This window comes from Bacillus sp. AF62 (assembly GCF_050312695.1).
GTDB classification, from domain to species: domain Bacteria; phylum Bacillota; class Bacilli; order Bacillales; family Bacillaceae_G; genus Bacillus_A; species Bacillus_A cereus.
This window is the reverse complement of sequence record NZ_JBNPJZ010000128.1, coordinates 1-19,958: the sequence shown is the minus strand read 5'-3', so window position 1 is coordinate 19,958 and position 19,958 is coordinate 1. Positions and strand designations below refer to the sequence as shown.

Genomic DNA, 19,958 nt, shown 5'->3' with positions numbered 1-19,958 from the left:
TTTCACATGAAGTAGTATACACTTTTCTTTCTTTAGTTCACATATCACAACAGGATAGGAGTTATCTCCATCAGCAGGTATCGAGAGCGATTTTGTGATATGACAAGAAGCTAAGGCCCTCTTGAGAAAACACTTAGCATCCAGCGCATAATGGTTGTATGAACCCAAAAACACCCCTCGTTCCCCCATCATTTTTACCAAATTACGAAGACTTAAGTTGTATCGCAGGTACCAATGTACAGTTCATTGAATGATATCAGGCTAATAATGTTTCCATTTGAATATATTTCCTTTCCTCCACTGATCACACACCTTTTTTAAGTAGTTGTACCAGTATAGCCTAGTTTGAAAGACTCTTTTCAAAGCGTTTCTCTTTTTGATAACAAAATCACATATTAACTAATAGGGAGAGTAAGTTTAGAAAGATAGAAAACATCTCTATAGCAAACTACTCACTGATTTTTACAGAATAATTCGTATAAATGAGATTTTTCGGATATAATCAATCAAGGTATATAAAGTGTATTCTAATCGCTTGGGTGCATCTACTAAATGCAGATTTATCACTACTCTTGTATAGAAACAGATATACGCTGTCTCCCAACCAGAGAAGAAGATAATTTCTAGCGGGTCGATCATTCGGTGTGTTTTTCTTGCTCTAACACGTAAGATTGAACCGCTTTTAATAAAAATTCTTCTTGCCTCATCCCAAGATGCGCTGCCATTTGTCTTACTTTTTGTTTCAATTCATAATCAGCGTGAAAAGTGAATGGCTCCACATTACTTTTAAAATAGATGCCTTCTACATGGGGAAGGATTGTACCAGACTGCATATGAGCATGTAAGTATTGAATCTCCTCTTGAAATCGAAAGGGATCTATTTGTAATACGAAAGGTTTCATTTCTAATCGAATTGTGTCTGATGAAATATGCAATCGCATATTTGTGACACCTAGTTCTTTATAAAACAAGTTAATGAGATTATAAGTAAGCGAATGAAATAACTGCGGCTTTTTAAATAAAAAAGATAGATAACCTCTTTTCGTAATTACCGCTTGTTTTTGGAGAGGTTCAAGGGAATAATTGTGTTCCTTATAAGTAGATAAAGAGAAAATTTCTTCATCCTCTGTAAGAAGTTTTCCATCTGTTCCACTGATTTCTATGACTCTAGCTGCTTTTCCGGTGTGTTGATGTCTTAATAATTGGTATAAATAAATATCTTCTCCTTGCATCCTCGTAATAAATGTTTTTCGCTCTTTTGTTTTCGTTTTTTCATAATCAATCATAAAAATCTCTAGCTCTTCCTCATCAATAAGATAGACTTGTTTTCCGCGTTTTTCTACCTTTGTTGCAGGTAATTTTCCAGATTTGATGTATGTAAAGATAGTAGATGGTGCAACATTGAGAATTTCAGCTACTTCTTTCGTACTAAGGCCTTTAACCTCATTTTTATTTTTCAAACGTTCAATATCTTCTAAATAGAAAATTTTACTACCAAATTGCTTCCAGTTATCTTTATACACACATTCTATTAATCCATCTTTTTCTTTTTTTAAAATTGTTTGTACCGTTACTCCTAATAAGTTGGCTGCCTCTTTTGTCGTTACAGTAGGTTTTGTAATGAATAATAAATCTTGTGTCATGTAAGGACACCTCCATAACTATTGTTTACTAGTATTTTAGATATGTATATATCATATCAGAATATGATATATATTTAAAATAAGAAATAGAAATTATTAAATACCGTATACATTTTTATAATTAAAACATACATATAGTTTGTTTTACGTTTTAATTTGTTTTTATAGTTAATTTTATTATAAAAGTAATTTTAATGTTAAATAGTAAATAATTAAACTATATCTATTTACTAATAAATTATAAAAATTATAAGTATAGGTAAATAGAGAAGAATATAGTATTCTTATAGAAAGAGAATGAATTATCATTTGTATAATTGTTAGAAGTAAAATAAAATAATAAGTATAAGTAATGAAGATAACTATATTCATAATTTTCAATAGGAGAAGTGAATTCTAAGTATGGATAATAACAATACTAAAGGAAATTTACCTATTATAAATAATAAAAGCAAGTATATAGATACATATGTAGAGAATATAAATAATATCGTTCCATTTCTGCATAACAATGGTTATGTAGATAAGATAGAAGAGAAGATGGAGGTTGCAGAAAAAAAGGGGAAGAGTAAATATACATATTTAAGTGACCTAGAAGTCATTTATCATTTCGTACATTTACAAAAAGATATGGATGAGAAGAAAAATAGGAAAGAGGATACAAAAAAGAGTTATATATCTGAAATCTTGTCGTTTTGTCAGTGTATGGTACTGCATGCAGAGGAGTTCGAATTAGATGGGGAAGAGGTACAGGAAAAAGATTCTTTATTAAAAACATTACAACCTTGGCATATTCGTAAGTACAATTCTTGGTTGAAGCAGGTAGAGAATGGTAGGAATGGTGACACATATGCAGTTGCAACACTTGCGAAAAAATCCGTACTTATACGTTCTTTTTTAAAACATCTTCATGCATTTGCTTATATTGAAAGACCCCTTCATGAAGAACTGCAGCGCGCTAATGTAAATGAACAGGATCGGCCAAATCGGGACCTATCCTATGATGAAGTAATGAAAATTTTAGGGTTTTATAAAGAACAAGGGCATTTAGTAAACTATACAATTTTACTAGCTCTAGCAAGTACCGGTGCAAGAATTCAAGAATTGTGTACAACAAGAGTCAAAGATTTACACTATGACGGAAAGTACTGGTTAAAAGTAACGGGTAAAGGAGATAAAGTGCGGGAACTTTTCATTTCGGAACATTTATATCAATGTATTTGTGAAATGAGAAGGAAAAGAGGGTTCCAAACTGTATTGGATCGAGGAGATGCAAGTCCTTTATTAGTAAATCAAAGGGGTAATTTTTATAATTCAAAAACGTTATCGAATCAGGTAACAGATATGATAAAAAAGACAAATTTAGAGTTTCTACAGTATCGTGAAAATTCTGTAACGGCACATACATTCCGTCATGCTTTTGCAATCATGGCAGTTGAACAAGGAAATGCGGATGTATATCATTTAATGCAAACGCTAGGGCATGAAAATATCCAAACAACAAAGATCTATTTAGAGAAGCATATGAAACGAAAGAATAATGTGGGAACTTCATTTGCGGATATGCTGGGAGAATAATGTACAACCTATGGTGAAATTAGTGTGATAATGAACTGGTTTCATGGCAGAAAACAGTATGTTATTCTGTTATTTTTATATAATAAAAGCAATAAGAAGCAGTGTATGGTTTGTATCGTAAGGTGCTTCCCACCTTCACCATTTCGAAGACGAAACGTTTTACGTAGGTGGAAGTCCTGTCTATCTGCCCCCTGTTATTCTGTTACAGACAGCAGATTTCTAGCATATTCCCTATTCTGTGCTCTTATAAATCAAAAAACAAACGTTTATTTAAAAAAGAAGAAAGGAAGCATGTTGATGTAGAGGGATTATTTCGCCAAGGCCATTCTCTTGACAAAAAGGAAGTCTTCTTTATTCCTAAACCAATCCGCTAAGAAATCCGTTGGCATTCTATTTATTATAGAAAGTTTAAAGACTGAAAATTAAGTTTTTATAGTCATATCATTTGGTTTCTGTTACAATATTATTTACAGAAACACCCTTATATTCTACTTTCCAAACCAATCTGCAAGAACAAGTTTTTTGGTACTTTTCTGTTCGCTAGTTGGAGGAATCAACTAAGCTTCCCTATAGTTTTTAAGAAGATACAGCCCTCACATACGCTGTAAAAATGGTTTTCAAAACCAATTTTACATGTTATACTAAATATGCGTGTAAAATGGTGAAAGCTGACTCATTTAGGGAAGGAATCAACTGTCATAGTTCAAAAATAAAGAATCTTTGTTTTCGTATGAATGACAGCGGCTTCCATGCCTATCATCCTAAGAGTTGATAGGCATTTTTTTGTTTACTATAGGGAATTAGATGAACTTCCTAGTTTTTGTAAGAAGAATTTTCTTTTACATTCCTGAACAAAGAATTACAGCAAGGTACAACGTAGATTCATCATATCGGGAAGTTTCTTGAGCAAGAACCGCTCTTTCATTTGTTATTTCTTCACTTAATCTTGAACTAGGTAGCACTGTATAGTTAGAACGTAATTGATATGCTGCTCCTACATATTTATCATATTGATACGTATCAGGTGCTTTTGGATTACTTAAAGTTTGTTTCTTTGTTACTTGACCTGATACTGTAATGTTATATCCTATATGTTAATAGTCCACCAAATGCTGTTTCGCATTTTACAGTTGTTCGATCAAAAAGCTTGAATATTTTTTATAATACGCCTCTATATTTGGACCAATCGTTAACCATTTAGTTCTTGCTAAAGTTTGCGGATTATACGTTCCAAAAGCAATACCATCAGTTTTTCTGTATATACATTTTTAATTATATTCAAATCATGATTATCTTTATTAGGAAAATAGTTGAATTTGAAAAAATATAGAATCGATTCTACTCTCCAAGACTCACTGGTTGATTTCAAATATGTTCGAATCTACTCATTGCATTCTAATCCATATGGATGAACCCCGCGCATAATGTTTGTATGGGCTAAGGAGAAGCCTCGTTCTTCTATCATTTCCACTAAATCACGAAGCCTTAAGTTGTACCGTAGGTATCAACATTCTGTTAGCAAAATAATATCTGATTAGCAATGCTTCCATTTGAATATATTTTCACATACTAATCACACACCTTTTTAAATAGTCGTACCAATATAGTCTAGTTTGAAAGAATACTTTCAAATAGTTTCGATTTTTTGCACCAGAGCCCAAATATGTTATCTACCACGTTATAGCATATAGAGCAATCAGGTGTATACAATCTTACAATTGATGTAAAAGGGGAAAATAAAGCAGAGCATCAATACACACGTATCATTATACGATCTATGTATATTGAGAAATAAAATATATTTAGGATTTCACAAACAGAAAAAGGTGACCCTAGGAGTACCTTTTTCTGTTTGTTACTTGTATTCATTCTCAATCTTATTATAATCCATGTAGCTGTTTCTGTACTAGGATTGTTCCTACCCATGTACGTTCTAATAAGAAAGGTATACAAATAGTGATGGACCTTGTAGAATTTGAACCCACGACCGGATAGTTATGAGCCATCTGCCCTTACCAACTGAGCTAAAGGTCCCTAGAAGATTACAAGGATAGGGTATATATTTATTAAATTATTTTTTTATTAGTCCGCATCATTTTTTGAAAAAAACACTCTTATGAGTGTTTTCCTTTGACTTGATAACTTTTTTAATTTTCATACGATTTCTTAATATACGGAAAAATATATGATAAAATTCCTATCTAGATTAATTTTATCTATGTACCCAATATTTTTGTTGTGAAAATAATCGTGCTCACTATGACCTCGCATATACACAGGTGATATATGTAATTAGAGGAGAAAAATATATCATCTGTGTATTATTCAGGTAACATTTCAAAAGTGACAAAATCTTCAAGATGCTGTAACGTATCTTGAAATTCATTTTTATTAAAGGATGCACAGCGCCCCCTCACCTGTATCACTTCTCCCTTCTCATATTCAGGTTCAAGGTACGTGATTATAAATATATCTACATTCCGATCTGGAAAACAGTAAAAAATCGCTTTTTTCCCCGTCCAAACTAATGGATAAATGGTTTTTAATTTTGTCCTTGTTGCTTCATTCCCAAGATGTATTGCGGTATCTATGGTTTGTCCTACAAAATCAGCTCTTTGTTGATTCACAGCTTGTAGTAATGCCTGATTCACATCAGTAAAAACATAGTGTTCTTCAGTTTTTTTAAACATAAAATACATACTTGAATGATATTTTTCATAGTCTTTAAGCAATTCTTCTAATAATGAACCTAAAACCAGTTTCATTTCCTTTTAACCCCTTCTGTATGAATGATAGAATATAAATTTATTTTAGTTCAAATATTGATGAAAAACAAAAATAAAATTCTGAATTTTATTTTTGTTCAGTACCCTCAAATATCTACTTGTCGGGGATTACAGGAAGCCTAAAGAGTTTGTACCTAACAAGTATGCACGATCTTACACGCCCATTTCAACCAACATTCACCCTGTATGTAATAAAAATTTACTATATACAGATCTACAAGACATTTTTATTTCTCAAACATTTGGCTATGGGGAATACATGATTTTTCTTATAGATGGTGTTTCAAACACCATCCATATTCGCATAAAATCGTTAGTGTATCATTGATATAATTTACACTTTTTCAAATGCTCATGTAAACTATTGGTACCATATTTTAAATGTTTTGCAATTTCTCCATAGCTCATTCCTGTACTCCGTAATTGGACTGTATTCTTACACAACTGATCCATTTCCATTCTTTGTTCTCATATTTTCCTCTCCAGACAAACGTTTTCCTAACCGGTATACTTCCTTTCCTCATTCACAATTTTCGATGTAATGTTGATAGAAGCCGAATAGATATTCACCTCCATGGCAATGCTGTTCGTGTATAGCATTCGCAAGCCACCAGCCATTATTGCAATTTCCCCCATCAACATTTCGTCAATCATATTTCGTAGGAGGGCTATTATCCTGCAATATTTACCGTTGAGTAGAGTGTATCATATCTTTTGCATATTGTTTTAAATCTTCGAGACTTTGTTTAGGTGGAGGTGGTGTTACACCTAATCGTAATTTTTTCTTATTTGTTGTAAGTAGGAAAATGGTTGCTTCGCCAGCTCTCCAAGAATTTGCTAAAAACGCTAAGGTATTTTGTATGCCTTTTAAATTGATATTATTCATTGGTATTATACATTTCCGCATTTCTTTTTATTTTTCTACATGTAACTAGCAAACAATACGTAAGTGCGTTTAAAAATAAACCGCCATGTGGACTATTCCATTCACTATAATAGCTATTAAGATGTAGAATGTACTCTCATTATTCTAGATATCCTCTCTCTGACTTATGAACTGACCTGGTCAAGAAAAGTAGAAAAGTAGAAAAGTAGAAAAGTAGAAAAGTCTATTTCTCTACGTATTCAGATTGTGTATTCATCATATGCTTTGTAATCATAGGGTAATATTATGGCTCCATTTATAACTTACTTAAGACTGAGGGGAAAATTTATGATGATTGATATCCCGTTCAAACTTATAAATTTGTAAGCATGATACTTTCTTTTTCCCAGGTTTTCGCGTAAAAAAATAGAACGCTTTGAAAATGGTCATTCAAACTAGGCTATAATGGTACAACTTAAGTCCCCCTGATTTAGTAGAAATCAGGGAGGAACGAGGGTTGCTTTTGGCTCATACAATGATTATGCGATAGGTTCATCCATATGGACCAGAATGAAATGAGTGGATTCGAAAATAGTTGAAATTAACCAATGATTCTTGGAGAGTGGATAAAACATGATGTTAGACTAAAAAGTAGACACAGGTTATTATAATAAAAATGAGGGGGTACAGTAAAACTGGAACACCTCAATATGCTTCCCATGATTATCAAAAACAATTACAACAGTATGGAATGCAATGTAGCATGAGTAGAAAAGGGGACTGTAAGGATAACGCTTGTATCGAATCATTCCATGGTATCTTGAAAAAAGAACTTATTTACCAACAACAATACGCAACACGTGCTCAAGCACAGCAAGATATTTGGGAATACATTGAAATTTTCTATAATCGTAAAAGAATTCATTCAGCGAATGGTTATTTATCTCCGATAGAAAAAGAACGTACGTACGGTTTTGGGGCTGCATAATTAAATTTATCTGTGTCTATTTTATTGACTTAATATCAGCTGATATTCACTCTTTATGTATAGAGAGGCATTTTCTACATGTATTTTTAAAACATCCACTCTCTATTTACTATAATAAAAGAGAGAAAAATACATCCTTAAAAAATATATACATACACCTACGCTAAGGAGTGTGATGCCTTTGAAACAGTTTAAAGAAATGGGTCCATACTTATCGGCCAATCCGATATATTAGGAAAATCGCTGCAGAAATTTGATGAGATACAATATGAAAATGAAACATAACTTATTATTTGGCATCCCAGTTATAATGAATTTGTTGGTTCTCATAAATCAAGGAATTGGATTTCTCATACCGATTTACATAAAGCTGTTTGGATCAGAAATTTTAAAAAAGCATTTGTTACGAAAAAATAAGAAAAGGTTCTAACAAAAAGTTAGAACCTTTTCTACATACTTTCTAGGGATTTCGTAAAAACAAAAGTAAATATAGTATACCATAAGTACAAAAACATTTATTTGAAAAGATAGTAAAATACATCCTTAAAAAATATATACATACACCTACGCTAAGGAGTGTGATGCCTTTGAAACAGTTTAAAGAAATGGGTCCATACTTATCGGCCAATCCGATATATTAGGAAAATCGCTGCAGAAATTTGATGAGATACAATATGAAAATGAAACATAACTTATTATTTGGCATCCCAGTTATAATGAATTTGTTGGTTCTCATAAATCAAGGAATTGGATTTCTCATACCGATTTACATAAAGCTGTTTGGATCAGAAATTTTAAAAAAGCATTTGTTACGAAAAAATAAGAAAAGGTTCTAACAAAAAGTTAGAACCTTTTCTACATACTTTCTAGGGATTTCGTAAAAACAAAAGTAAATATAGTATACCATAAGTACAAAAACATTTATTTGAAAAGATAGTAAACGCCTCTTATTATTGCTCGTTAATGTCCGCTAACACTTTATTTCATGATTTAGTTCTATTATCACACAGGTCAATGTTACCAAAATATTTATTACAACTCCTTTTAAAAATGTACTGTATAGTTGTATTGAATGATACTTTTCAGTAAACATGCTCCTAATCTTAATGCGTTCGGTATAGTAAAAATACATAAAGCATACTAAGAATAGTAGAAGTGAAGAGAGAGCCGTTGGTCTTTTAGGGTCTTGAACTCGTCAATAAAACTGGCCTTGACTCATTTTACAGCTTCCCGAAGGGAAAAAACGGTAACGGATTACCTATTTTGTCAGTTAAAATCTCTCTCAAAGTTCTATAATAAATTGGACGATAAATTATCTATCATCCGGAATCGAATGCATAAGGTACTTCAGCTAACCTTTCCTGAATTAGAGAGAATTTTCACAACAAAATCAGATTTATTGAGCTATTTCCACACCCAGATCTGGTTCAAAACCTCTCTAAAACCGTAATTAAGAATCGAATTCGGGCTCTAGTACTCAAAAGAACATATCCGTACGTATAGCTGAACAGAAGGCTGTAGCAATACTAGAGGCTGCCAAATTTTCTTATCCAGCTGTAGACTCCGATGATGTGTTATGTGAACAGCTCAAAATATATGCAAGACGTTATCAAGAACTTCTTCACCAGAAGGAATGTCGCATTAACAAAATGGTACGTCTAGCCAAAAATCGTATAGAATATGGTGTTTTTTGAGCATTCCTGAAATCGGGCCAAATACAGTTGTAAGCTTAATGGCTGAAATAGGCGATATAACTCGCTTTGTGAATAATAAACAATTAAACGCCTATGCGGGTATTGATATACGTCGCTTTCAATCAGGTAAAACTTTCTTTAAAGATAAAATTAATAAACGCGGCAATAGGCATATAAGAAAATTACTTTTTCTTATTATCCAAAACATGATCAAACAACGCCGCTATGGACGAAATCACATTGTAGACTATTACGATAAATTAAAAACGCAACCCTATAACAAATGTCATAAAGTTGCGTCCATTGCATGTGTAAATAAGTTATTGAAGCTTCTCCTTCTCCTTATTACACACAATATACACTATGATTATTGGTTAACAGCTTAACATCATAGTTTTATTAATCATACCATATTCCTCCCCTAGTAAAAAAACGAATCCATATTAGGGGTCTTGTAATTTAAAAATCGCAGTCTTCTAAATCATCTTTATCTAATGATCCTGTAATGTTAGTACTTGTTACTAGTTGTCCCATTTGACCTACGTCTTTTAATAAATCGTCTGCTAAGGAATTACTGGTATTCTCACCGCTTTGCACAAGAACAGCAGATACAGGAGCTGTTGGGAGATTTGAAATTGCTTGTGTGATTTGTTTTATGGCATTCATCATTTGTTCTTGATTCTTTGAGACTTTTAGAAGTTCTTTTTTTGTATCAAAGGGATCTTTTTGTGTTAAGTCTTGTTCAACTAATTTAATAATATAAGTTGAAAGCTTTTTTGAGCGGGCTTTTTGCTCAAGGCAATTATAAACTTCTTCGCTCATGTGATCTGTTCGGAGCCCAAAGACTGTTTGTTTCTCCGTTTTTTTATTACGTCCCATAACAAGGCTCCTCCTTTCTGATTATACTTATTTCTTTGTTTTTTGTAGCATTTCACCGCGACTTTTTATTTCAAGACCATACAAATTTAATTTGCGTGAATCTGGTAAGAAAATATGATTTGCTTGAGCAATTTCAGCTCCATACATTTCTTCAATAACTTCATGAATGTTAGTTTTTAGTATTGGGGCAACACCACCAAAATAAACATATTTATAAACTTTATCAGCTGGTGCAGGTATTACATCTTGGATTTTTAAAATTAGAAACCTAGCAAACTCTTTTAGGGAAGATTGAATTTTCTCTGTTAAATCTATACGTTGACCAGTATTTCCATCAACTAATTCCATTTTCGGTTTTTGGTAATTGTTTACTATAAATGTTTCAAATGAACGTAAATCAGAGAATTTTTCTAAAAACTTTTCTTTTCTTAATTTTTCTATATGAGATAGATAAGATAGTTTGTCTATCGGCTGCATTGAATCACGATTCTTAGGTGATTTTAAACCGGCTGGTGATAATACTAAATCAATCGTTCCACCACCAATATCAACAAGTACTGTATCATTGTCATCGAATTGCCTCGCTTCTTCACGATCTTCTAATTCAAAATTCTTTTTTATTGCTAAACGTGCAATTTCTCCTTCTATACGACAAATTGCCTTTTTTACAATTATTTTTAACGTTTTTTCCATTCCTGGTGTATGTATTGTAACTTCATGTTCTCCAGCAAATCTTTCTGCCATTGCATGTTGTGCTTCACTAAATTTAGCTGTTCGCTTCAGTAACCATATAGGTAACATTGTTTGGAAATATTCAATTTCAACTATATTTTCATCAGATTCGCGAGTTTCATTGATAGCATGATAGAAAGAAATAGCTGATAAAAACATTATGTAAGGAATGGGGCTTGTGGTTTTATCATGAAGTTTATTGACATGATTGTTAGCTAAAGCATGTTTTGAAGCTTCGTCGCCAACTAAAAAGAATCGTTCAGTGTCTTCTTCTGGGATTGTGGTTGAAATAAGTAGGCGAGATAATAATTCTTTAGGATTGGTAATGGTTGTTACAAAATGAGAATCAGCTTCATCTTTGCTAATTTCTACAACATTTGTAGGAGTTTCAATATAGAAACCATCAATTAAGTTCATATCAAGTGAGTTTCCAGCATCCTTATTCATCATAGTAATTTTCATTAGTAATTCACTCCTTTAATTATATTGTTAACAATATAACATTTTATTCTTATTGTTTGAAGTTTAATTTTGAATTTAGTTAACAAAAAAATAATTATCAAACCTTGATTTTAAAACGGTTAATAATGATTATTTTTTGTTAATTTAATTTTAAGTTAACTTAAAATTAAATTGTTAACTTTAATTTTAAGTTGCATGTATTTTTCACAAAGTATAATTATATACTTTGGAGACTTATTTTTTGAACGAAGAGTAAGTTTCATAAGACTCAGGGAAGTCAACCTTTTTTGTATTGATGATCCAAATGATTTAATAATTAGGTAAAGTAATACAATACATAGTAGTTCACAAACATTCCGTTGCTATAGCGAGGTAATGACTTTTTATTAATGATGTGAAAATCGGGGAACTTAAGGATTGAGATAACTAATACGTGAATTATTAAAAAGGGTATAACAGTGATATAGCGAATATATTTTTGAGGTGAAACGCTATGAAGACGTTTTATAGTCCTAGTGATGTGGCAAGGCAATTAGGTATCCAATCTAGTACATTACGCAAGTATGCTGATGTACTGGAAAAAGAGGGTTATACTTTCATGAAAAATGAACGTGGGCATAGGAAATATAGAGATAGTGACGTAATGGTGTTTCGTAAGGTTATAAATCTAAAAAACGACACGGATATAACATTAGAAAATGCTACAAAGCAAATAGTATCATGGCATCAAGGTATTGAAGTATTGTCAATAGAGCGCCATAAGGTTGAGCGCTATGAAGAACATAATTTCAACGCTACAACGCTACAGATAATGGTTCAAGAACAAAAGGAAGTTGTTGAGAAACAAAACTATATGCTACAGGAATTAAACAAATGTTTAGTTGAGCAAAATCAAAGATTTGTACAGAGAGAATTGGAATTATTGAATGTTATACAATCGATACAGGATTCCCAGAAGCTTATAGCGACTAATTTTAGCGAAGACATAGCAAGGAATCAGAATCGTGATGAAATGTTAATGCGAGTTATCCGAGAAATTCAGGAAGTTAAAAAGATGATTGCAGCGAGTAAAGGTAAGAAATGGTTCCAGTTTTGGAAATATAAAAAGCGGTAACATCAAGTTAGCGCTTTTTATAACATTATTCGGTATTTTCGATTTAATTGCATTAAGCATTGCATCGGTTTTTAACCCTAATTCTAGGCTTTCTGCAATATTTTAATGTCTTCTTTTGCTAATGTTACCCTAAGTAACATTAGCAAAATTTTTTGTTTGAGTTACTATACTTTTCACACCTAATATTTTCCTTTGTAAATCAATAAGTTTCCTTTAATTCGTCAATAATTATGCTAATAATATACACACCCAAAAAACAATTCCTGTACAATAGCAGTGTTTTTTGTGCAATTCAGTCGATACAACAACATGAACCCACATCTTTAACTGTAGTTTCACTAATTTTAATCATAAATTTAAAATTAATAAACGTATTCTATGATGGGTAATTTATATATTTTTTAGCGTTTTTTATTTCGTTACTGTTTTATTCCAGAATTGAACGTATCTATGCAGGGCTTCAATGCTTTTCAAACCCAAAAATGCTTTAATTTCAATGGGTTTCATGCCATTCTGTAGTGCATTTAATATAAAACGGTTCCGTAGCATAGTAGGCGTTATATGGATTTCAGCGCGCTTCGCTTCTTTCTGTAACATGCGTTGTATAGCGATTCGAGTTAAAGCGGCGGGTTGATCGTTTTCATAGTCCCAACGGAACGTTTGCGGGCCAAAATCAAACGCCACAAAGAAGGGGTCGCCCGTTTGTTGGCGCGGTCTAACAAGATTAGGAACCTTGTTGTAATAAGATAAGGCAAGTTTTACATGCTTTTTTGAAAGGGGAATAAATCGCTTGTAGGCGTGTAGTCCTCCTGGGGTGATGGTATTCGTTCCAAAGTGTATATCATGCATGGATAACGTTAAAATGTCCTGGATAGATAGCCCATAGTCTAACATGAAATGAATCAATAAAAGGTTTCTTTCCAGAATAAACTTTCTTCCCCCCGCCTGGTAATCAGTTAAACCGTTATAACTACGCATGACGCGGAATAACTTTGTAATTTCTTGATCCGATGCAAAGTGTTTGGAAGTCAGTCCAGGAGGGGAGACATTGCTTTTTAAATCCTGGGCCGCACCATGAAATTGTAAAAAGTTAATCAGAATACCTCGCACACGCTTGATAGTAGAAATCGACACCCCACGTTCTTTTTTAAGAGCCTTCAAGTATCTTTCTAATACATTTTCATCAAAAGAACAAAAAAACGATTCTGGAGGCGATTTGACGCATCTCCGAATCCATGATGTAAAAAGTGTGAGATCGTAGCGGTATTGTTTAACGGTAGAAGATTTACGGCCATGTTTTAACAGATCAGTAAGAAAAACATCAATAGAAAGGTCCCAAGTCATGTTTATATACTCCTTTGTCTTAAAAATTGTGTACCGCAATTATATACGAGAATCATATAAACAAGCAATAGGGGATTCTCGCTCGAGAGGTTTGCTTCGAGGCTTGTGGGATTCCAGGGCCAGGACATTGCGGGGCTATGCGGAGACATGTGGGCGGGGCTAGACAGGGCGTAGCGTTGTGGTATAGGTGGATATATAGATGTGTAGGAATGCATGGAAGGCGAATGATGAGCCGATGTTGAAGGAGGACGATATGCGAGGAATGGGCATGGCCGCCGCCCCGCCTACGTAGTTTTATGAAAATCTGCCTGGCAACGGAATCTAATTCATAGCTGAATCAGATTCCGTTGCCAGGAGAGCTTCAAGGTAAATCTAAGTTTCTAAATATTCCGCGGAACCTAGTGCTATCAATAAGTTTAAGATAAGAATAAGTTCAGAATAACCTAAGTATGTTGTCGCAACTAATTCTGTAGATTTATCTCATATTATTCTGAATTAATTCTGAGGTTATTTTCTTTACTGAAATGCTCATAATGAACAGAAATAATCGTTTGTTTTTAAAGTGCTATACTATGTATTTATGTGGTACAAATTATGAATATTAGTATGTATACTGTCTACAGATATGCGGTGTTCCGTAGATTTGTAGATTAAATGACAAGAAGAGTTCTATTTTGGTATGTAGTTTGATCTGGGGATTTATGTTTAAAAATCTACAAAATTATAGTTCCCAATATAGGATATTTTTTATAATAAATCTTGTTTTAAAAAAAATTAAATATATTAAATATATTAGGATTTATTTTTGCTCAATAATCCTTACTCTCACAAGGGATTAGAAAATTCTTCTTATTTAATTACTGATTTAAAAGCAGGTTCAATTCGAGTATAAATTCATAGTGTATTTGTTGTGAAAAATGTCCTTAATTTACAAAAATATAATAGATTGATAATATGTTTAATCTATTAAAATAAAGAATGGCATGACAAAAAGCCTTGTTAGGGGAGATTTTTTTGAACAAGGCTATAAAACAATTATTTTTTTGAAAAAAGAGATTTAGGCGTTCGGATCAATCATTTTTTTGAATAAATCCATTGATGGTATGAGACTCTTCATTGGTTTTCCAAATGCCATATTTGCTTGTTGCTGTCTACGCTTCCTATTTGCAATTAACTGTTTTTTATAGATCGTTACGAAATGTGCAGGCGTACTTTCTTGTGATTTGTTTATCTCAAAAAACTGTACACAATCCTCAAAAGTCTTTCTTGCTTCCCAATCTATGTCTGGCGGCATACGTAATGCGATTGTATAAGCATCTTTTTCAGTAATATTTGTATCTTTACTTATGATATACATATACAGTTTCTTTTGATCTTCGCTCATAAACTCATCCATTTCGCGGAAGCGTAGTTCTAACTTTTCACCCGAATCAGGGGCATTCATTGGCTGTTTTTCTTCTACTTCTTCAATTGTAGGAGCAACAGCATCCAATATATCTATTCCCTGGCATGTAGGCACAGTTGGTTTTTCGGCTTGTTCTGTAGATTTCTCTTGTTTTTTACTTAGTCTTTTAGATAGAAACTTTGTAAATGTAGAAAACATATCAATTGAAAACGCCCATTTTTGCTTAAAATATTCAATGATCTTCAAATAATTGGTATTGAGGCTTAATATGTAAATAGATGGTGCAATCTTACCATGACGTCTTGTTTTGATTTGATGGCATACTTCAAGGTCCTCTAACCAATTCAGAATAAAGTTGATGATCGGCACAGAAATACCCGATTTTTCACTGATTTGATTTTGTCTCATTTGAGAGTAGCCTTCTTGTACTAGGTAAGATAAAACAACTTCCAATGCCTTATAGCGGCGTGGTGTTTGTATGAAGAAATCTTTAGTGGTTTTACCTTCTGTATCTAAAAGAATTGTATCGATAGCCTTAATTACTTTTTGTACTGTTTTATTGATAGCACCTCGCGGAACATGAACCAGGTGTGGACTTAATTCTCGTTTTGCCTTACTTAGTAAAAAGTTATTTAGTAGCATAAAAAACCTCCTATTTTTCCACCACAAATAAACAGGAAAAACAGAGGTTTTATATTCACAATAGATATACGTTATGGTATAATTTTAGTATCAAGTTTGATACTAAAGAAAAACACATATACCTATAGTGTGAATTTAAAGCCCCTATCTCTTGGAGTTTTTAATTGGATTCTAGTTTGGCGACCGGGAACCAATTAAAAACGATGTGGTGGGGTTTTATTTTTTTATTTATATCCAAGCGTACTTTCTGGAAAATTAATGATACGAGTAAGTTATTTTTATTTTACAATTCTATTTGAATAATATCAACACTATAAGTTCATATTTGACTATAAAATATGAATTTTAATGTCTAAACATGTCTACACCTATAATTTTCTGAATATTCCGAAACAAGTTGAGAAAAACATAGGTTCGCCCGATATGGTATAATTTTATTACTTACATGTACGTTTCTGAATATTCTCAAAACAAGAAGAGGTGACAATATATGAAGAAGTTATCTAAGGAAATCGACAATTATTTATCATCTAAAAATAAGACATATACAGATTTAGCAAAAGAAATTGGAGTTGCCAAATCTACAGTTTCAAACTGGATTAATAAAGATAAAGAGTTATCTGTATATACTTTTTCTAAAATTACAAATGTGGTTTTTACAAACGATAAAGATAAACAGGAACAGAAAATTATAGAGTATTTAAAGACTTTAGATGATAGGTTAAATATTAATGTAAAAGTAGCGTTTGCATTGGCTCATTTAAATGATCATTCTACACTAATGGAACAGATTTATGAGATGTGTAAAGAAAACAATGATCTGGAAATGAAACGATTAGCAAATGTTTTTAATTTATATATTGAGCGTTTAAGTGGAAAGAATGTTAGAGAAGTGTATTTAAATATTGAAAAGGCACGTGCTAAAAATAATAAGAAGAATTACGATATAGAAATTTTTTGTGACATACTTAGTATGTTGATTTTATGTGATTTGGGCGATTTTGGATTAATGGAAGGTTATAAAATTAGGATTGAGGATAATATTAGGTTTGTGACTAATGTTTACTTGAAACAATTATATGGATTTTGGGTAAAAGAACTTTGGAGTTATGCAGTATTAAGGAAAGATAAAAATTTAGAGTTTGAAAGAGAAAATAGACAACTAAGAACATCTAAGGATTTGAACTTTTTCCCTGTTATGGAGGCTTTGTTGAATATTAGAAGTGGGGAAAATGTTATGTTTTCCAATTACAAAAAAGCTTTATATTTCTTCCAAGAAGCATTGTATGTATTAAATGGTGCGAAAAGTAGTTTGAAATACAACATTGCATTAAATGATATTAATTTCATTAGGATAGTTTGGTGTAAAGATTTAGACAAAATTGATTTTGAAAAACTTCATCTTGCAGAATATGCATTATACTTGATTAAATTAGGGAAATTCCAACAAGCAATATACATATTGGAGCAAATAAAGCTGAAAAATGGTGAACTAACACCACTTCAAACATGTTATATGGGTATGGCTAAAAAAGATGTACAGTTAATAAAAAAGTCTATTGATATGTTCAAAGCGAATAACGATTTTTTATATGTAAAATTTGCAGAAGGAATATATAATGAATATGCATAAAGTATAATATAAGATTAAGGGGAGGAGAGAACCAAATGAAAAAGTTATATGCATTGATGGTAGTTACTTTGCTGTTATTGCCCATAGCAAGTAGTTCACCAAGTAAAGTGGATGCGAAACAATATTACGCTAAAGTTGAAAACTTAGAAAATCAAAAACAATTTTATAGAATGATGGTCGATCCAGGTGGTGGAGGCTGATTCTTAATTTAAAATTTAATTTATATTTTTCAAAAGACATCGTTTAAGCGGTGTCTTTTGTGATTTTATAAACAGTTTTACAAATTCCTGGATAGGATTTTGTGAAACTATTGTTTGTTTTTTCACAATATAATACTAAAAGCGGAGGGTTAGTTATGGGGACAAAAGAATTAGGTGTAAATGAGTTAATTGAAATTGTAAAAGAAATAGACTTACAAACTTTTAGTGAGATTATAGAATTATGCGCAAGCTATGAAAATGAAGAATAAGAGAGTCTCATTATTGAGGCTCTCTTATTCTTTTTGTTCAACTTCCATTTTTAATTTGGTCGCGTATTTCAATAATTCTCTCTCGATCTGGGGCTTATATTCATCTGGCACACTCATGTATTTTTCATGAAGAAGTCGTGCTAAACGCTCAACAGGATCTTCACCTTTTACTGTTTTTAATATTTCGGCATCTGGAATTTCACTTTGTAACAGTGATGCAGTGTTTACTCCTAGATAGCTTGCGATTTCTTCTAATTTATTAAGGCGAGGCTTCTTTTCACCAGTTATCCAACTAGAAACGGTTCTGTAAGTTGTTCCTAAATCTTTTGCCATTTGTTTGCGATCTACACCTTTTATAGCTATTAATTTCTTTATGTTTTTCCCTAAAACATTCTCTGTAATTTCCATTTTATATCACTCCATTTTTAGACGTTTAACAAACAAGAAAAATATCACTTAAAGTGATAAAGATATGAACTTTAAGTGTTGACTTTAGGCTTGAAGCCGAATACAATGTAATTAAGGGAAGGGAGGGTGAAAAAATGCTAGCGTCACATGAAAACAAAACCGTTGTACGAGAATACAGGGAATCCAAAGGTTTAAGTATTAAGGAAGTTTCCAAAGGCGCTAAAATTCCAATCGGCACATTATATGATGTTGAAATTGGAAGAAGGAGTCTGAAAGACAATAAAGCTAAAAAAATAGCTGATTTCCTTGAAGTTCCGATCGAGAAACTTTTCAGACCAACATATTATCGTGCAATACCCATCACAGAATGAATAAACCTCATGTTATTGATTACATCTATCTAAGTGTATTGTAAATGAAATTCGGCTAAAAGACGAAATAATTATAACTAAAGTATATTGTTCTATATTTAGAAAGGTAAAATTCTAAATATTCTGTCCTTTGAAAACTGAATAATCCTAAAGGAGCTGTAAAAAATGGTTTTGAAACGATCGTATCAAACACTACTACTCTTTACGAGTGTACTTTTATTTGTGATGAGCTTCTTGATTCCACTGAATCAAGCCAGTGCGGAGGTAATCAATCGTGAAAGGTATCAGATGGATTGGGCCTATAGTCCGCAGTATGGGAAAGATGTTTGTACAGAGCTACTAAAGAACGCCAGTGGTCAAATCGCGTATTGTCTGGTATACGGTTTAAAATCCCCAAATGGAGAGGATTTACCAGAAGCAGGCAAAACAGATGATGTATCCTATCGCGTCTTAATGAATGGATACCCACAGAAAACACCAGAAAGTTTAGGTGTTTCTAATTGGCAAGAAGCCCACTATGCAACGCAATTAGCTCTTTGGAATGCACTTGGCCAGATTTCCGTTGATGAATTACAGTTCAAGAATGCGGCAGTTAAAAAAGCGGCAAAGAACATTATTCACGCGGCAAATCAAAGCCAGGATACACAAGATGTCTGGATGAATGTCATTCCAACGGATAAACAAGAAGCCCAATTAAACGGTGAATATTTCGAAACAACAACATACAACGTTCAAACAAATGCAAAAAAAGGTACATTTCAAGTACAAATGAACAATGCACCACAAGGTACACGTATTGTCACAGAACAAGGTGAAGGGAAAGAAACATTCCAACTAGGAGAAAAGTTCCGTATTCAAGTACCAAAATCCTCTAAGAACCTGTTTAGAATCTATGGTATAATCTGTACAAAAAAGGATATTTTCTATGATACATAATTATACAAG

General features: G+C 32.4%; 12 protein-coding genes, 1 tRNA gene and 7 pseudogenes. 10 read left to right on the top strand and 10 right to left on the bottom strand.

Annotation, left to right across the window (positions count from 1 at the left end; all coding sequences use genetic code 11):
• Window positions 1–137: 137 nt before the first annotated feature.
• Together ACQRBL_RS29635 and ACQRBL_RS29630 are read right to left on the bottom strand one after the other, a co-directional pair.
• A pseudogene (locus ACQRBL_RS29635) lies at window positions 138–255 on the bottom strand (IS6 family transposase); the annotation flags it as partial.
• 380 nt (window positions 256–635) lie between these two features.
• Window positions 636–1,643 carry a helix-turn-helix domain-containing protein gene (locus ACQRBL_RS29630; protein ID WP_411996656.1) on the bottom strand — a complete coding sequence of 336 codons (1,008 nt, stop codon included), beginning with the start codon at window positions 1,641–1,643 and terminating at the stop codon, window positions 636–638.
• Window positions 1,644–2,045: 402 nt separating this feature from the next.
• Here ACQRBL_RS29630 and ACQRBL_RS29625 point away from each other — a divergent pair, with 402 nt between their 5' ends.
• Complete coding sequence (locus ACQRBL_RS29625) at window positions 2,046–3,221, top strand: tyrosine-type recombinase/integrase (protein ID WP_411996655.1); 1,176 nt, start codon at window positions 2,046–2,048, stop codon at window positions 3,219–3,221.
• A gap of 1,384 nt (window positions 3,222–4,605) precedes the next feature.
• Here ACQRBL_RS29625 and ACQRBL_RS29620 read toward each other — a convergent pair.
• From ACQRBL_RS29620 to ACQRBL_RS29610, 3 genes and pseudogenes are all read right to left on the bottom strand, one after another.
• Window positions 4,606–4,749, bottom strand: a pseudogene (locus ACQRBL_RS29620) (IS6 family transposase); the annotation flags it as partial.
• Between the two features lie 432 nt (window positions 4,750–5,181).
• Window positions 5,182–5,255, bottom strand: a tRNA-Ile gene (locus tag ACQRBL_RS29615).
• 287 nt (window positions 5,256–5,542) lie between these two features.
• Entirely contained in the window at window positions 5,543–5,986 is a 444-nt protein-coding gene (locus tag ACQRBL_RS29610) for a hypothetical protein (RefSeq protein WP_197265982.1), read from the bottom strand.
• Between the two features lie 1,592 nt (window positions 5,987–7,578).
• Between ACQRBL_RS29610 and ACQRBL_RS29605 the strand changes: the two are divergent.
• From ACQRBL_RS29605 to ACQRBL_RS29590, 4 pseudogenes are all read left to right on the top strand, one after another.
• A pseudogene (locus tag ACQRBL_RS29605) lies at window positions 7,579–7,860 on the top strand (transposase); the annotation flags it as partial.
• Window positions 7,861–8,035: 175 nt separating this feature from the next.
• Window positions 8,036–8,277, top strand: a pseudogene (locus ACQRBL_RS29600) (hypothetical protein).
• A gap of 164 nt (window positions 8,278–8,441) precedes the next feature.
• Window positions 8,442–8,683 (top strand): annotated as a pseudogene (locus ACQRBL_RS29595) (hypothetical protein).
• Between the two features lie 378 nt (window positions 8,684–9,061).
• A pseudogene (locus tag ACQRBL_RS29590) lies at window positions 9,062–9,940 on the top strand (transposase); the annotation flags it as partial.
• Window positions 9,941–10,013: 73 nt separating this feature from the next.
• On the opposite strand, the gene ACQRBL_RS29585 reads toward ACQRBL_RS29590, so the two are convergent.
• Both ACQRBL_RS29585 and ACQRBL_RS29580 read right to left on the bottom strand, forming a co-directional pair.
• Window positions 10,014–10,433, bottom strand: coding sequence for a hypothetical protein (locus tag ACQRBL_RS29585; protein WP_023523893.1), 420 nt, complete (start codon window positions 10,431–10,433; stop codon window positions 10,014–10,016).
• A 27-nt stretch (window positions 10,434–10,460) separates the two neighbouring features.
• Window positions 10,461–11,627, bottom strand: coding sequence for a hypothetical protein (locus ACQRBL_RS29580; protein ID WP_411996654.1), 1,167 nt, complete (start codon window positions 11,625–11,627; stop codon window positions 10,461–10,463).
• A 493-nt stretch (window positions 11,628–12,120) separates the two neighbouring features.
• Here ACQRBL_RS29580 and ACQRBL_RS29575 point away from each other — a divergent pair, with 493 nt between their 5' ends.
• Complete coding sequence (locus tag ACQRBL_RS29575; RefSeq protein WP_327939525.1) at window positions 12,121–12,741, top strand: DUF3967 domain-containing protein; 621 nt, start codon at window positions 12,121–12,123, stop codon at window positions 12,739–12,741.
• 411 nt (window positions 12,742–13,152) lie between these two features.
• Here ACQRBL_RS29575 and ACQRBL_RS29570 read toward each other — a convergent pair whose 3' ends face one another.
• On the bottom strand, window positions 13,153–14,085 hold the full coding sequence (locus ACQRBL_RS29570) for a tyrosine-type recombinase/integrase (protein ID WP_411996653.1): 933 nt from the start codon (window positions 14,083–14,085) through the stop codon (window positions 13,153–13,155).
• A 1,057-nt stretch (window positions 14,086–15,142) separates the two neighbouring features.
• On the bottom strand, window positions 15,143–16,132 hold the full coding sequence (locus ACQRBL_RS29565; protein ID WP_411996652.1) for a Replicase RepFR55: 990 nt from the start codon (window positions 16,130–16,132) through the stop codon (window positions 15,143–15,145).
• 490 nt (window positions 16,133–16,622) lie between these two features.
• Here ACQRBL_RS29565 and ACQRBL_RS29560 point away from each other — a divergent pair, with 490 nt between their 5' ends.
• Window positions 16,623–17,765 (top strand): AimR family lysis-lysogeny pheromone receptor, encoded by a 1,143-nt coding sequence (locus tag ACQRBL_RS29560; RefSeq protein ID WP_197266072.1) that lies wholly within the window; start codon window positions 16,623–16,625, stop codon window positions 17,763–17,765.
• Between the two features lie 35 nt (window positions 17,766–17,800).
• A complete protein-coding gene (locus ACQRBL_RS29555) occupies window positions 17,801–17,965 on the top strand; it encodes a hypothetical protein (protein ID WP_023523899.1) in 165 nt (54 codons plus the stop codon).
• Between the two features lie 293 nt (window positions 17,966–18,258).
• On the opposite strand, the gene ACQRBL_RS29550 is transcribed toward ACQRBL_RS29555, so the two are convergent.
• A complete protein-coding gene (locus ACQRBL_RS29550; protein WP_023523901.1) occupies window positions 18,259–18,642 on the bottom strand; it encodes a helix-turn-helix domain-containing protein in 384 nt (127 codons plus the stop codon).
• 134 nt (window positions 18,643–18,776) lie between these two features.
• Between ACQRBL_RS29550 and ACQRBL_RS29545 the strand changes: the two genes are divergently transcribed.
• Both ACQRBL_RS29545 and ACQRBL_RS29540 read left to right on the top strand, forming a co-directional pair.
• A complete protein-coding gene (locus tag ACQRBL_RS29545; protein ID WP_000881199.1) occupies window positions 18,777–19,013 on the top strand; it encodes a helix-turn-helix domain-containing protein in 237 nt (78 codons plus the stop codon).
• A 165-nt stretch (window positions 19,014–19,178) separates the two neighbouring features.
• A pseudogene (locus tag ACQRBL_RS29540) lies at window positions 19,179–19,892 on the top strand (thioester domain-containing protein); the annotation flags it as partial.
• Window positions 19,893–19,958 lie beyond the last annotated feature (66 nt).

Coding starts and splice junctions, on each gene's coding strand:
- ACQRBL_RS29630 (WP_411996656.1), bottom strand. CDS start 1,643: ATGACACAAGATTTATTATTCATTACAAAACCTACTGTAACGACAAAA.
- ACQRBL_RS29625 (WP_411996655.1), top strand. CDS start 2,046: ATGGATAATAACAATACTAAAGGAAATTTACCTATTATAAATAATAAA.
- ACQRBL_RS29610 (WP_197265982.1), bottom strand. CDS start 5,986: ATGAAACTGGTTTTAGGTTCATTATTAGAAGAATTGCTTAAAGACTAT.
- ACQRBL_RS29585 (WP_023523893.1), bottom strand. CDS start 10,433: ATGGGACGTAATAAAAAAACGGAGAAACAAACAGTCTTTGGGCTCCGA.
- ACQRBL_RS29580 (WP_411996654.1), bottom strand. CDS start 11,627: ATGAAAATTACTATGATGAATAAGGATGCTGGAAACTCACTTGATATG.
- ACQRBL_RS29575 (WP_327939525.1), top strand. CDS start 12,121: ATGAAGACGTTTTATAGTCCTAGTGATGTGGCAAGGCAATTAGGTATC.
- ACQRBL_RS29570 (WP_411996653.1), bottom strand. CDS start 14,085: ATGACTTGGGACCTTTCTATTGATGTTTTTCTTACTGATCTGTTAAAA.
- ACQRBL_RS29565 (WP_411996652.1), bottom strand. CDS start 16,132: ATGCTACTAAATAACTTTTTACTAAGTAAGGCAAAACGAGAATTAAGT.
- ACQRBL_RS29560 (WP_197266072.1), top strand. CDS start 16,623: ATGAAGAAGTTATCTAAGGAAATCGACAATTATTTATCATCTAAAAAT.
- ACQRBL_RS29555 (WP_023523899.1), top strand. CDS start 17,801: ATGAAAAAGTTATATGCATTGATGGTAGTTACTTTGCTGTTATTGCCC.
- ACQRBL_RS29550 (WP_023523901.1), bottom strand. CDS start 18,642: ATGGAAATTACAGAGAATGTTTTAGGGAAAAACATAAAGAAATTAATA.
- ACQRBL_RS29545 (WP_000881199.1), top strand. CDS start 18,777: ATGCTAGCGTCACATGAAAACAAAACCGTTGTACGAGAATACAGGGAA.